General features: G+C 60.1%; 14 protein-coding genes. 6 read left to right on the top strand and 8 right to left on the bottom strand.

What is annotated here, in order from left to right:
- Positions 1-530 (bottom strand): TolC family protein (locus tag JWR14_RS09410; protein ID WP_299704972.1); only part of this gene is annotated, 530 nt, incomplete at its 3' end.
- A gap of 207 nt (positions 531-737) precedes the next feature.
- Here JWR14_RS09410 and JWR14_RS09405 point away from each other — a divergent pair.
- Both JWR14_RS09405 and JWR14_RS09400 read left to right on the top strand, forming a co-directional pair.
- Positions 738-1,676 (top strand): LysR family transcriptional regulator, encoded by a 939-nt coding sequence (locus tag JWR14_RS09405; protein ID WP_299704970.1) that lies wholly within the window; start codon positions 738-740, stop codon positions 1,674-1,676.
- Between the two features lie 184 nt (positions 1,677-1,860).
- On the top strand, positions 1,861-2,031 hold the full coding sequence (locus tag JWR14_RS09400) for a hypothetical protein (RefSeq protein WP_158934310.1): 171 nt from the start codon (positions 1,861-1,863) through the stop codon (positions 2,029-2,031).
- Between the two features lie 295 nt (positions 2,032-2,326).
- On the opposite strand, the gene JWR14_RS09395 is transcribed toward JWR14_RS09400, so the two are convergent.
- The 4 genes from JWR14_RS09395 to wrbA all read right to left on the bottom strand — a co-directional run bounded on the left by JWR14_RS09395 (position 2,327) and on the right by wrbA (position 5,789).
- A complete protein-coding gene (locus JWR14_RS09395; protein WP_299704965.1) occupies positions 2,327-3,130 on the bottom strand; it encodes a metallophosphoesterase in 804 nt (267 codons plus the stop codon).
- Positions 3,131-3,146: 16 nt separating this feature from the next.
- Positions 3,147-4,616, bottom strand: coding sequence for an FAD-binding oxidoreductase (locus JWR14_RS09390; RefSeq protein ID WP_299704962.1), 1,470 nt, complete (start codon positions 4,614-4,616; stop codon positions 3,147-3,149).
- 111 nt (positions 4,617-4,727) lie between these two features.
- The gene (locus tag JWR14_RS09385) at positions 4,728-5,183 is read right to left on the bottom strand and encodes a DUF2069 domain-containing protein (RefSeq protein ID WP_299704960.1); all 456 of its coding nucleotides are present in this window, start codon (positions 5,181-5,183) and stop codon (positions 4,728-4,730) included.
- A 3-nt stretch (positions 5,184-5,186) separates the two neighbouring features.
- Complete coding sequence (wrbA, locus tag JWR14_RS09380) at positions 5,187-5,789, bottom strand: NAD(P)H:quinone oxidoreductase (protein ID WP_299704957.1); 603 nt, start codon at positions 5,787-5,789, stop codon at positions 5,187-5,189.
- A 121-nt stretch (positions 5,790-5,910) separates the two neighbouring features.
- Here wrbA and JWR14_RS09375 point away from each other — a divergent pair, with 121 nt between their 5' ends.
- Positions 5,911-7,218 (top strand): YihY family inner membrane protein, encoded by a 1,308-nt coding sequence (locus JWR14_RS09375; protein WP_299704954.1) that lies wholly within the window; start codon positions 5,911-5,913, stop codon positions 7,216-7,218.
- A 55-nt stretch (positions 7,219-7,273) separates the two neighbouring features.
- On the opposite strand, the gene JWR14_RS09370 is transcribed toward JWR14_RS09375, so the two are convergent.
- The 3 genes from JWR14_RS09370 to JWR14_RS09360 form a co-directional block, all read right to left on the bottom strand.
- Positions 7,274-7,594 (bottom strand): Mpo1-like protein, encoded by a 321-nt coding sequence (locus tag JWR14_RS09370; protein WP_060819075.1) that lies wholly within the window; start codon positions 7,592-7,594, stop codon positions 7,274-7,276.
- Positions 7,595-7,818: 224 nt separating this feature from the next.
- Positions 7,819-8,640, bottom strand: coding sequence for an alpha/beta hydrolase (locus JWR14_RS09365; RefSeq protein WP_299704945.1), 822 nt, complete (start codon positions 8,638-8,640; stop codon positions 7,819-7,821).
- Entirely contained in the window at positions 8,637-9,962 is a 1,326-nt protein-coding gene (locus tag JWR14_RS09360; RefSeq protein ID WP_299704974.1) for an O-acetylhomoserine aminocarboxypropyltransferase, read from the bottom strand. The genes JWR14_RS09365 and JWR14_RS09360 overlap by 4 nt, the downstream gene beginning before the upstream one ends.
- Before the next feature lie 264 nt (positions 9,963-10,226).
- On the opposite strand from JWR14_RS09360, the gene JWR14_RS09355 reads away from it, so the two are divergent.
- From JWR14_RS09355 to aroC, 3 genes are all read left to right on the top strand, one after another.
- Positions 10,227-10,679, top strand: coding sequence for a CBS domain-containing protein (locus JWR14_RS09355; RefSeq protein WP_031359018.1), 453 nt, complete (start codon positions 10,227-10,229; stop codon positions 10,677-10,679).
- 143 nt (positions 10,680-10,822) lie between these two features.
- Positions 10,823-12,757, top strand: coding sequence for an MFS transporter (locus JWR14_RS09350; RefSeq protein WP_299704924.1), 1,935 nt, complete (start codon positions 10,823-10,825; stop codon positions 12,755-12,757).
- Positions 12,758-12,905: 148 nt separating this feature from the next.
- Positions 12,906-13,851: chorismate synthase (gene aroC / locus JWR14_RS09345; RefSeq protein ID WP_299704921.1), on the top strand; the 946-nt coding region annotated here is incomplete at its 3' end.

Here is a 13,851-nt window from a genome sequence, read left to right as displayed (position 1 = left end):
TACGCGCGCACCACGTTCGCTTCGAGTTCGAGCTGGGCGGCGCGGGCATCGGCGGCGCGAGCGTGGGTGGCATCCAGCGCGCGTTCCGCCGCGTTGCCGTCGCGGCCCCAGAGGTCGAGGTTGTACGAGAGCTGCAATGCGGCCGTGTTGTCCCAGGTATTGACGTTGTTGTACGGGCCGGGGCCGTAGTAGCTGTTTTCCGGCCACTGCTGGCGGTTGATCGCCATCGACCCGTCGACTTGAGGCGCAAGGGCGGCTCGCGCCACGCCGGCCATCGAACGGGCTTCGCGTACGCGTGCGGCGGCCAGCGCCAGCGTCGGATTTCCAGCCTGCGCACGCGCAACCCAGGCGTCGAGTTGCGGGTCGTTGTAGGCGCGCCACCATGTGGATGCCGGCCACGCCGCGTCGGCGTTGGCCGCGCGCAGCGTCGCGCCGGCATCGAGCGAAGACGTGTCCTGGAGCGAATCTTCGGGACCGACGTTTTTCGTGCTCGCGCAGCCTGCTATTGTTAAAATTAATGTAAGAACCATCGGAATGATGGTCTTTCTGGTCGTGCGAATTCGCAAAATTATTTCTCAAAACGGATTGAGACACAGGCCAGAATTATATTTTTGCCCCGATTGGCGAGTAACCGGTAAAAATGCAAAGCATTGTTACGTGTTTTGATGTAATCATCGTTGTCCATGACGTAACAATGCGGCAACAATGCTGGTTCACTCGAACGAGACTCAAGGCTCATGGATACGCTTCAAAACATGCGCGTGTTTTCGCGGGTTGTTGAAGCCGGCAGCTTTACCGCCGCGGCTCAGCAACTGAACACGACCACGGCCTATGCATCACGTGCCGTCTCCGATCTCGAAGCGCATTTACGCACTCGCTTGCTCAACCGGACGACACGCCGGATCGCGCTGACCGAAGCTGGCGAGCGCTATTTGCAACGCTGCGAGCAAATTCTGGCCTATGTGGATCAGGCGGAAGCTGAAGCCGGCGACGCGCACGCGCGCCCGGCCGGCAAGCTCAAGATGCACGCCATGGCGGGTATCGGCCAGCATTACATCGTGCCAATGATTTCGCGCTACCGAAAACTGCATCCATCGGTGCAGATCGACCTGACGCTTGCGCAGCGCGTGCCCGACCTGCTGGATGAAGGTTTTGACGTGTCCATTGTGCTTGGCACCGAACTGCCCGATTCAGGACTGGTTTCCCAGCGCCTGGGAAGCGCGTTCAGCATCGCCTGTGCGTCGCCGGACTATATTCAGGAACACGGTGTGCCGCATGTCTTGTCCGATCTGGTGCGGCATACGTGTTTGCAACTCATTACGCCCGCGTTCCCGCCGAACAAATGGACCTTTGATGGTCCGAACGGGCAGGAAACCGTCACCCTCGGACCGGCGACCTTCACGGTGAATGTGGCTGAAGCCATGGCCGTGGCAATCAGCGAAGGCATGGGCGTGGGGATATTGCCCACTTCATCGGCTTTGCCTGCATTGCGCGCGGGGACCTTGGTGCGTGTTTTGCCGCAATACACCATGCAGATGCTCAACGTGTTTGCGCTTTATCCGTCACGTCAGTACCTGGATGCGAAAATCCGGACCTGGGTTGAGTATTTGCGCGCTGAGTTGCCTGCCGCACTCGCCGCCGATGAAAAATCCCTGCAAGAATTTGTGGCGTCATAAGCTTATGAGCAGGAGAATGAGGATAAGCCGGTAATGGGCTGGTTAATGTGCTTTTATGGATGCTGTATATTTGTCGCGATGCAACACTTGCTTACGTCTATTTCGGCTGCATCTTGATAGCTTGTGGTTTGTCTTTTAGCTTCACTGATTCACTTTTACCGATTCGACAATATCCGAGGAAGTTATGAATACGCCGCTGATGATCGCCATCTATGCACTGCTGGCTCTGATCGCCGTGCCCGCTACCCGTGAACTGCTGCGTACGGCCCGCGAAAACGCGAAACGAGCGCGCCTGATCCCGATCCGTATCGACGAACGCAAGAACCGTCAATCGCGCGATTCGTCGGATCGTTGAGAAAAAAGACCGAGCTATCGGTCTTTTTGTTTTTGCTGTTGGCGCAGTGAGTTTTCAACCCTGTGCCGGGGAAACCGTATCTGGCCGGTGGCTAGCCTGTATGTGGCGCTTATATAGCCCGTATCCAGCGGTTGAGATTTCTCATCCTGGATCGGGCGTTTTTACCCTTTCCCCCATAACGCTGAATAGTCGGACGGTTGCGTTATGACCGGTTAGTATTCCGACGCGCCCACACGCGTCTGCAGTGCATTCCCTCCAAAAATGCGTTTCTTCGCGATTCATTGCGCCTCGCCGCTCAAATCTCGACCACGTTGTCCCATTTGAACAACGGATTTTCCGGTGCACCTGTGCGCCGGTCGCGATATCCGCGTGGATTGCAGATCACGCGCGTTCCTTCTACAAAATAATCGAATGCGGTATGCGTGTGGCCATGAACCCACAGCGCTACTGGCGCGCGCACGAGCGAGGGTAGATCGCTTATAAAACCCGCCGATGCCCGGTCCGTCGCGAACTTCTCCGCCAGGCTTTGCCTGAGCGGCGCGTGATGGGTGACGACTATCGTCTTGCCATCGAAGGGCTTCGCCAACTCATCTGCAAGCCATGCCCGCGCTTGCCCATGAAGCGCCAGCGAGTCGCTGGGACTAAACGAGCGCGGCTCGTCTTCGGGCTCCGGCCATGCGACCTGGATCACGCCCCGGAAGTCGAGCATCACCCGCTCCGACGCTGCGATGGACTCGCGCATCGCTTCATCGCTCGCGCCGAACAGCGCGAAATCTGTCCACAACGTGGTGCCGAGCACGCGCCATTTACCGTATCGGTCGGTGAGGGTGGTGTTGTTCAGGAAATGCACGTTGGGCAAACTGCGCGCGGCGTCCTGCATGGCGCTTTCGAGTGCGCCGAATTCGCCATCGTAGTACTCGTGATTGCCCGGCACATAAACCACGGGTACTTGCGAACCGAAGTTTTCCGCCGCCCAGCGCAGACCCTCCGCATGATTGTGGATGTCGCCGGCCAGCACAACGAGATCGGCCTCCGCGTACGGAATGGCGAGGGGTTCATCGTGCTCGAGATGCAGGTCGGACAGAACGCGAATCTTCACGGCACTTATCTCCTTACTACTTTGACGATGTGTGTGACGCACCCGGTGCACGCACGTCCGGCAGGACCTTCGACGGATTCATCAGGTTCTCGGGATCGAGCGCAGTCTTGAGCGCACGCATGAGCCGAACCTCAACCGGGGATTTGTAGTGCATGGCTTCGGCTACCTTCAATTGTCCTAAACCGTGCTCGGCGCTGATGCTCCCGCGATGCGCGTGCACGCTTTCATACACCAGCGCGTTGACCTGCGCCTGGAATTCGGCGAGAAATTTTTCGGGATCGACCCCTTCCGGCGCCTGCACGTTGTAGTGCAGATTACCGTCGCCGAGATGGCCGAAGGTCACCATGCGCACACTCGGAATGGCCTGGGCGATGAGGGCGTCGGTCGCCTCGATGAAATTCCCGATGCGGGAAATAGGCACCGCGATATCGTGCTTGATATTGAGTCCTTCCACGGCCTGTGCGAGCGGAATATGTTCGCGCAAGTTCCAGAACGCCTTTGATTGCGACAGATTCTCTGCAACGACTGCATCCTCAACCAGTCCTTGTTCCATTGCATGTTCCATCAGCCGTTCGAACAACGCGCGGCCATGCTCCTCGCTTTCGCTATCCGACAATTCGAGCAACACGGTCTGGCCGTGTTTCTTACTGAACGGATAACGCATCTGCGGGAAATGCGTGGTGACGAGATGAAGCGAAAAATCCGACATCAGTTCGAAGCCGGTCAGCAACGGGCCTGCATAACGTTGCGCGGTAGCAAGGAAATCGAGCGCGGCTTGCGGTGAGGCCAGCGCCGCGAGCGCCGTTACGCGAGCGACAGGCGCCGGATGCAGTTTCATCACCGCCGCGGTGATGATGCCGAGCGTCCCTTCCGCGCCGATATACAGGTCACGCAGATCGTAGCCGGTGTTGTCCTTGCGCAGCCCGCGCAAACCGTCCCAGATTTCACCTTGCGGCGTCACCACTTCCAGTCCGAGGCACAATTCGCGCGTGTTGCCGTAGCGCAGAACGGCAGTACCGCCGGCGTTCGTTGAAAGATTGCCGCCGATAGTGCAACTGCCCTCAGCGGCGAGGCTCAGGGCAAAGAGTCGCTGTTCCTGCTCGGCGCGCGCCTGGACATCGGCGAGGATCACGCCGGCTTCCACTGTGATGGTGTTGTTAAGCGGATCGACGTCGCGAATCCGGCTTAGCCTGCGCAGGCTGATGACTACCTGTGTGCCGCTGGCGTCTGGCGTTGCCCCGCCGGAGTGTCCTGTGTTGCCGCCCTGCGGCACGATAGGGAAGCGGAATTCCCGCGCGAGTTGCACAACTTTAGCGACCTGTTCGGTAGTGCCGGGAAGCACCACTGCACACGTCTGACCGTGATAGCGCTTGCGCCAGTCCGTGAGAAACGGCGCGGTGTCATGAACGTCGGTCAGCACATGAGCGGCGCCAATTGCTTCGATGCAAGCTTCAACAAAGTTACGTGAGCGGTCGGATACGGTCATGAGTTTCGAAAAGCGTTGGCGTGGACGACAGGTAACACAGTATCGCGTAACGTCAGGCCGCGCGAACCCTGGCCGGATGGCATAGGTCTCGTTGACGCGGACTATTCCGTGCTACAAATGATTTTTGGTCGACGTTGAGTCTGGCATTGAGTCCGCTATTGAGGCTGTTGCGGCGTTTGCTCGCTTCGCGGCGCGTGCAGCGCGTTTGAACGGTGCGACAAAGCCAAGTGCGCAGATGAAGAACACAAGGGCGAGCAGTGCTTCGAGCCAGCCAAGGCGTGCTGACAATCCGCCGTCGGTCATGCCGCGGACAATGCCTTCGGCAAGGTACAGCAGCACCAGCATCGACGCCCATTGCAGCGTGTACACGTTGCGCCGGATCGTGCCGCGCAGCGCGAACAGCAGCGGGATGGCCTTGAGTGCAAGCGCGGAGCCGCCCGGACGCAGCGGCGCGAGCCAAAGCTCCCACGCGAGCGACAACGCAATCAGTGCAATCAGGCTGAACAGAGCGCCGCGTGCAAAGCCGGGTTGGGTGTTGGCTGCGTCCGGGACGGGCGAAGTGGTCATCAATCAGGCGCCGCGTTGAAGGGTGCGCGCCGTCGTGGCCAGACGCGCGCCGAGCGCCATGGCCAATGCTTTTTCGTCCGCGGAGATGCCGCTGTCGGCCGTTTCAGCGCGGGCGAAGTGGGATGCGCCATAAGGCGTGCCCCCGGTTTGCGTGGTCGTCAGCTTTGGCTCGGTATATGGAATACCCACGATCAGCATGCCGTGGTGGAGCAAGGGCAGCATCATGGAAAGCAGGGTGCTTTCCTGTCCGCCATGCAAGCTGCCCGTGGAAGTGAAGACGCTCGCGGGTTTGCCAGCGAGCGCGCCGGACAGCCATTGAGGCGAAGTGCCATCGAGGAAATATTTCAGCGAGGCCGCCATGTTGCCGAATCGCGTGGGCGACCCGAGCGCGAGGCCAGCGCATTCATCCAGGTCGCGCACTTCGGCGTAGGGTGGGCCATCGGCGGGAATATCCGGCTGCGTCGCTTCGCAAACGGTGGAGACAGGAGGCACGGTACGCACGCGCGCCTGCATGCCGGGCACGCTGTCGACGCCTTGAGCGATCGCCTGGGCGAGTTCGCGGGTGGCGCCGTTGCGGCTGTAATAGAGCACGAGAATGTCGTTCATGAGCCTTTTCGGTGAACGGGTATTATAAGGATCGGGTGCGTGGGCGTGGTGCTTGGCGTGCTTTTGCGTGCTGTTCAAGCCGCCTTGCGGATCCGTTGTAATGTTTCAAGGAGAGAGATTCTTGCTGAAGTTTCCCATCGATCTCGACACAACGAAGCGGCTTGCCAGCTTCGTCGCCCGTCGTACGGGCGAAGATCGTGTGCCGCAGGTGGCCGGCAGCCTGACATTTACCACCGTGCTGTCGCTCGTGCCGCTTGCGACGGTCGCGTTCGCGCTCTTTACCGCGTTTCCCATCTTTGCTTCGTTTCAGATGTCGTTGCAGGATTTCCTTGCCGCGCACCTGATGCCGTCGCAGATCAACAGCCAGATCTTCAAGTACCTGAACCAGTTTGCGTCGAAGGCAAAGGGGTTGACCACGGTCGGCATGATCATCTTGTTTGTCACGTCGGTGATGACCATGATGACCGTCGAGTCCGCGTTCAACGTGATCTGGCGCGTGCGCAAATCGCGCCCGTTCGCTCAACGCGTCCTGGTGTATTGGGCCATCATCACGCTCGGTCCCATTCTGTTCGGCGTGAGCTTGTCGATGTCGTCCTACTTGTTCGCGCAATCCATCGCATTTGCCGGCTCCCATAATCTTTTGCCGCCGGTGGTCGAGTGGGCGCTCACCAGCGCGACGCTGCCGTTCACAATGCTGGCGTTCTCCATGCTCTATGTGTTCCTGCCGAATTGCAAAGTGGAGTGGCGGGACGCGCTCGTTGGCGGACTCGTCGCGGCTATCGCGTTCGAACTGACGAAGCGCGGTTTCGGTTATTACGTGCGTCGAATTCCAACTTATACCGCTGTGTATGGCGCGTTCGCTGCGTTGCCCGTTTTCCTGCTATGGGTCTATTTGTGCTGGATGATCACGCTGATCGGCGCGATGCTCACGTCGGCGTTGCCGGCAATCCGGATTGGCCAGTTTCATCGAAATGATTTTCCGGGGAGCGATCTGCTCGATGCCCTCGAATTGCTCGCTCGCCTTGCGGAAGCGCGTGAAGCCGGCCTGCCGGGTTACACCGGCCTCGAGCTTGCCCGGATGCTGCGTTGTGACGTGGATACCTCCATGCGGCTGGTTCGCAAGCTCGACTCTCTGGAATGGATTGCGAGGCTGGAGAACCTTCGGGTGCCGCGCTATGTGCTGATCTCCAATCCGCAACAGATCACGGTGGCGAGTCTGTTCGATTTGTTCGTGATTGAGCGGGAGGAGCTGGACTATCAGCTGCGACTCGATTCCTCGCACATTGACCGTGCCGCATTAATGAATGCGCTGAGCAACGAGAAACTTGAAGTTACGCTGGCGACCCTGCTGGCGGCGCGCGCAGCTTCCCGTCAGGAAGGCGCTCGCGCGGCGCAAGAGGTGACGTCCATGCCGCATCAAGCTGCCTGAAGTAAGCGAGTAAGCGCTGTAACCGCCCCTGAAGCGCCTCGCGTGCCGAAGCGCGCTAAAGCGAAATCCTGCCTATGCAGATGTCCTTGAACATGACCCAGTCGCCCATCAGGCTGTAAAGCGGATGGCGAAAGGTGGCCGGGCGGTTTTTCTCAAAGAAGAAATGGCCGACCCAGGCGAAGCCATAGCCGCAAATGACGGCTGCCGGAAGCCAGAGCCAGTCGCCCGTGGCAATGGCCATTGCAAGACAGCCAATGACGCCCAGAGAACCGATGAAGTGCAGCCGGCGAGACACCACGTTACGGTGCTCTTCGAGGTAATACGGATAGAACTCGGCGAAGCTCGCGAAGTGATCGGAATGCGCGGTTTGGGCCATGACAGTCTCCTTCGAGCAGGTTGCAGCATAGGCTCAGCAAGATTCATTCTCCGGCGATTGAGCTCACTGCGCAACTGCGATTCCTACCCGATCTGAAAACAGTTGGAGACCCCTCCCATTCGGCTAATGGCGGAGTGGGGAGAGGGCGTTTAAGCTTGGTTCATGAGCTTGGTTCATGGGCTTGGTTCACAGGCCGAGCCACGAACCGCAAAGTGATCTGTCACTTAAGCAGGTTGCATCGCAAAACGGAACAATGCGGCGAGAGTCGCATCCGGTTGCTCGCTCATCAGTGCGTGCCCGGCGTCCAGCATGACTGTTTCGTGAGACACGTCCGCTTGCTTCATCGCGTCGATCAGCGCGCGGCTGGCGCGGGGCGGCGTCATGGCATCCAGGCGGCCGGCAATGATCTGCACCGGGCAACGTAGCGCCGCCGCCCGTTCCAGTCCCTCCGCATACGCGTTGCAGGCGCTGAAATCGGTATGGAAGAGGTGGGATTCACCGCGAGTGGCGACTCGTTCCATCAGGCGCTGGTTGGCGCCATGCAGCCAAAAGCCGGGCGCGGGGCACGACGGTTTTGCGGCGATCGACGAGTGTGACCACTGGTTGACCATATCGATGGCGTCGGCTTCGCGATTGAGCGCGGCATCGAGAAGCGTGTCGGACACGGTCATCGGAAAGGCGGTGGCGAGCAGGGCAAGCCGGGTGACGCGGGACGGATAACGCGCGGCGCAATCGAGCGCAATCAGCGAGCCCATGCTGTGGCCGATCAGCATCGCCTCGTTGACCTTGGCGGCGTCCAGCAACGCCACCAGCCAGTCCGCGAGCGCTGCGATGCTCCGCCGCGCCGGGCCTGCGCTGCGGCAGTGACCGGGAAGGTCCACGGCGAGCACGTTCAGGCCGTGATGAGCAAAGTAGCGCGTCTGCAGTGCCCAGACGCTGTGATCGTGCTTGGCGCCATGCACGAATACGGCCACCGGACGGTCGGGCTCGAACGCGTGACCGCCGGTGTAGGCGTAGGCCGGTGCGCCCTCGACGTCGAGCATCATGCGCGGCTCCCGTCGCCGCTCCGGGCGGCACTTGACGCAACCTTCTGCGATGCCTTGAGGCCGCGTTTGAGGTCATCGATGAGATCGTCGGGGTCTTCCAGGCCAATCGACAGCCGGATACGTCCCGGTGCAATGCCCGCTGCAGCGAGGGCAGCGGCGTCCATGCGGAAATGCGTGGTCGAAGCGGGGTGGATGACAAGCGAGCGTGCATCGCCAACGTTCGCAAGATGCGAGAACAGCGTCAACGCTTCAATGAAGCGTCGCGCTGCCGCGACGTCGCCACGCAGGTCGAAGCTGAACACGGCGCCCGCGCCGCGTGGCAACAGCCGTTTTGCAAGCGCGTAGTCGCGATGGCTGTCCAGTTCCGGATAAGCGACGCCTTCCACGGCAGGGTGGGCGAGCAGGAATTCGACCACCTTGCGGGTGTTGGCGACGTGCCGGTCCATCCGCAACGGCAAGGTTTCGATGCCCTGCAAGAGTTGCCATGCAGCTTGCGGATGCAGGCAAGCTCCGAAGTCGCGCAAGCCCTCGCGGCGGGCGCGCAGCAGGAACGGTGCGACAGTGCTTTCCTCGGCGAAGACCATGCCGTGAAAACCGTCGTAGGGTTCGGTGAATTCGGGGAAAAGGTTGGTTGACGTGAAGTCGAACGTGCCGCCGTCCACCAGCACGCCGCCAATTGTTGTTCCATGGCCGCCCAGAAACTTGGTCGCCGAGTGGTAGACGAAGTCGGCGCCATGGTCAAACGGACGAAGCAAATACGGCGTGGTGAAGGTCGAATCCACCAGCAGCGGTACGTGATTCGAATGGGCGATGTCCGCAATAGTCTCGATGTCGAGAACATCGAGTCCGGGATTTCCCAGCGTTTCGCCGAACAGCAGCCGCGTGTTGGGCCGGATGGCGGCCCGCCAGGCGCCGGGGTCGTGCGGCGGGACGAAGGTGGTGTCAATGCCGAAGCGCCGCATCGTGTAATGCAGCAGATTATGCGAGCCGCCGTAGAGCGCGCTTGATGCAACCACATGCGAGCCCGCGCCCATCAGCGTGGCTATCGCCAAATGCAGCGCGGCCTGTCCGCTGGCGGTACCGATCGCGCCCACGCCTCCTTCCAGCGCGGCTACGCGCTCCTCGAACACGGCGACGGTCGGGTTCGAAATGCGCGAGTAGACGTGTCCTGAGCGCTCCATATTGAAGAGCGAAGCAGCGTGGTCGGTATCACGAAACGCGAAAGACGTAGTCTGGTAAATCGGCGTGGCCCGGGCGCCGGTGGTAGGGTCGGGCGCAGCGCCGGCGTGCAGCACGAGCGTGTCGAAGCGGTTGGCGGGCATCGTGGGCGGGCTACCATGGAAAAGAGTCATTTATCGTAACATCGGGTGTGGCCCGACAAACTTGGGGTAGACGCCAGCGTCGGCGTTTGCCCTGTGCAGCGTCTTGCTGCGCAAGGGCAGCCTTGGCGAAGCACGCGCCGACCCGGTGCAAAAGCCCGCCCCGCGTGCTTTTGCAGACAAAACACGGGGTTCTTGCGCGCTTTCTTTTTAAGTGCCTTTCCGCTAGGATCGGTAAATATTCAAGCTTTTCGCGAGGAGACAATCATGCGAGTCAGCGACATTTTGAACGTCAAGGGCAACGCGCTCTTTACGGTAACACCCGATACGCCGCTGCATGAAGCGATCAACACAATGGCGTCACACGACATTGGTTCACTCGTGGTGATTGAATACGGCGATCTCGCCGGCATGCTGACGTTCCGCGAGATTATTCTCACGCTGAGCGAGAACGGTGGCAGCGTAGGCACTTCCACTATCCGTAAGGTCATGGACGACCACCCAATTACGTGTACCCCGGAAACGGACGTGAACGAGGTGCGCCGGATGATGCTCGAGCATCACGTTCGTTATCTGCCGGTGATGGAAAAGAATGTGTTGATGGGCGTGATCTCTTTCTACGACGTGGCCAAGGCCGTGGTGGAAGAGCAAGGTTTCGAGAACAAGATGCTCAAGGCCTATATCCGCGACTGGCCGGAGCAGCAAGAAGAGGCGCGTTGATCGGGGCGTCGAGCGAGTAGTCCGGTCGAAGCGCATCACAACCGCGTCACAACATCACGCACAAAATGCGCGCCCGAGCGGCGCGCATTTTTTTCGCCCCTTCAACAGATCAACACTCTCTCAGCTACCAAGTCCAATAATCCATGAGCGAACCATCCCCATCACCTCGCGCGAAAAAGGCCGGCGCCCAACATGGCGACGGTCAGTTCCGCCTGTTGCGTGAACGTCGTTTCGCGCCGTTCTTCTGGACGCAGTTTCTCGGTGCGCTCAACGACAACGTCTTCAAGGTCGGCTTTACATCGCTGGTCACGTTTCAGGCTGCACGCTTTTCGGGCGTCGATCCGAAAACTGCCGCCTTCCTGATCTCCGCCATCTTCATCATCCCCTTTGTGCTTTTTTCTGCGACATCGGGCCAAGTCGCCGATAAATACGACAAGGCCACACTCACGCGCTTCGTCAAGACGTTCGAAATCGTGGTAATGCTGATCGGCGGCGCGGGTTTCATATGGCACAGCGCACCCCTGCTTTACGTTTGCACGTTCCTCATGGGCGTGCATTCGACCGTGTTCGGACCGGTGAAATACGCGTATCTGCCACAGCATCTCCAGCCATCAGAACTGGTTGGCGGCAATGGCCTTGTCGAAATGGGGACGTTCGTCGCCATTTTGATCGGGACGATCATTGGCGGCGCGGCGGCCGGGTTGACTGAGCACGGCGCCATGTTGCTCGCCGCGTGCTGCGTGACGGTCGCGCTGATCGGACGCGTTGCGTCAGGTTTCGTGCCGAAAACAGCCGCGCTGCAGCCCGATCTGAAGATCAACTGGAATCCGTTCAGCGAGACCTGGCGCAATCTCGCGCTCGCGCGCCAGGACCGGACCGTGTTCCTGAGCCTGCTCGGGATTTCGTGGCTGTGGTTTGTCGGCGCAACCTTTCTTACGTCGTTCTTCAACTTCGCGAAGGACGTCCTGTCGGCGAATCCGGACGTGGTGACTGTGCTGCTCGGCACGTTTTCGATTGGTATCGGCATCGGTTCGCTGATGTGTGAAAAATTGTCGAAGCGTCGTGTCGAGATCGGACTTGTGCCGCTCGGGTCGATCGGTATCAGCGTTTTTGCCATCGACCTGTTTTTTGCCAGTCACGGCATTGCGCCGGCGGGCCATCTGATGGGCGTCGGCGAATTTCTCCAACTAGGCGTGCACTGGCGCATCCTGGCCGACCTGTTCCTGCTCGCGATGTTCGGCGGTTTCTACAGCGTGCCGCTCTACGCGCTGATCCAGTCGCGCAGCCAGCCGACGCACCGCGCGCGCATCATCGCCGCGAACAACATCCTCAACTCGTTTTTCATGATTGTGTCGGCGTTGATGGCAGTTGGCCTGACGTCCGCGGGCGTTGGCATTCCGGGGCTGTTTCTCACCACGGCGTTGCTGAACATAGTGGTGGCCGCGTATATCTATTCGCTCGTGCCTGAGTTTCTGCTGCGCTTTCTCGCGTGGATTCTCGTGCATACGTTCTACCGGATCAGGCTCGTGAACGCCGAGCGCATTCCCGAGCACGGGGCCGCCGTGCTGGTGTGCAATCACGTGAGTTTCGTCGATGCCATCGTGATCATGTCGGAAAGTCCGCGCCCAATTCGCTTCGTGATGGATCACCGGATTTTCCGCTCGCCGCTGGTTGGCTGGCTGTTCCGTCACGTCAAGGCCATTCCCATCGCGCCCGCTCACGAGGACGCAAAATTGCTGGAAAAAGCCTACGACGCCTGCGGCCGCGCGCTCGCGGACGGCGATCTGGTGTGCATCTTCCCGGAAGGCAAACTCACCCGGACCGGCGATATCAACCCGTTCCGACATGGCATCAGCGAGATTCTCAAGCGCCATTCCGCACCGGTTGTACCCATCGCTTTACGCGGCTTGTGGGGCAGCGTATTTTCACGCCACGATGACAACCGCTGGCCGCGTCCCATCCATCGCGGGGTGATGAGTCGTTTGACGCTGGCGGTCGGTGAGGCAATCGATCCTGCCGACGCCACGCCCGAACACTTGCAAGAGCTGGTCTCAACGTTGCGAGGCGCCCGCAAATAGGGCGCAAGAAGGGCCTCGCGCAGCGAAAAGCCTTCCTCACGCAAACGGAAACCAGCGAAAGGCTCCCGCATAACGGGTTTCGAGCGGGGGCTCAAACCGCGCTCGGCTGGCATAATATTGGCTCTTTCGCTTTTTCAGGACGACGCTCATGTCCGGCAACACACTCGGCACGCTTTTCACCGTCACGAACTTCGGCGAGTCGCACGGTCCCGCGATCGGCTGCGTGATCGACGGCTGCCCGCCGGGAATGGAACTCTCCGAGGCCGATATCCAGATCGAACTGGATCGACGCAAACCGGGTACGTCGCGGCATGTGACGCAGCGTCAGGAAGCCGATCAGGTCGAGATTCTTTCAGGCGTGTTCGAAGGTAAAACGACGGGTACGCCTATCGCGTTGTTGATCCGGAATACGGATCAGCGCAGCAAGGATTACGGCAATATCGTCGAGACCTTTCGTCCCGGGCACGCCGATTACACCTACTGGCAGAAGTACGGCATTCGCGATTATCGCGGCGGTGGTCGGTCATCAGCGCGGTTGACGGCGCCGACCGTCGCGGCCGGCGCAGTAGCGAAGAAATGGCTGCGTGAGCGCATGGGGATCGAAACACGCGGGTTTATGAGCGCGCTCGGCGAAATCCCGATTCCGTTCGTCGCGTGGGAACACGTGCGCGAGAACCCGTTTTTCGCACCGAATGCGGAGATCGTCCCGCGCCTCGAAGAATATATGGACGCGCTGCGCAAGGACGGCGATTCGATCGGCGCGCGCATCGGCGTGATGGCAACGGGCGTGCCGGCCGGGCTGGGTGAGCCTCTTTATGACCGGCTCGACGCCGATATCGCCAAAGCCATGATGGGCATCAACGCGGTGAAGGGCGTTGAAATTGGCGCGGGTTTCGCGAGTGTCGCGCAACGCGGCTCGGTTCACGGCGATGAAATGACGCCTGAGGGGTTCGCGGCGAACAACGCTGGCGGCGTGTTGGGCGGCATTTCGAGCGGGCAGGACATCACTGTATCGATTGCGATCAAACCGACATCGAGCATCCGCACGCCGCGCGAATCCATCGATAAAGCCGGTCATTCCGCGACGGTCGAAA

Origin of the sequence: Caballeronia sp. (assembly GCF_028292365.1) — a bacterium.
Taxonomy (GTDB): domain Bacteria; phylum Pseudomonadota; class Gammaproteobacteria; order Burkholderiales; family Burkholderiaceae; genus Caballeronia.
Note: the sequence above shows the minus strand (reverse complement) of the source record. Positions and strands in the feature narration are given on the sequence as shown.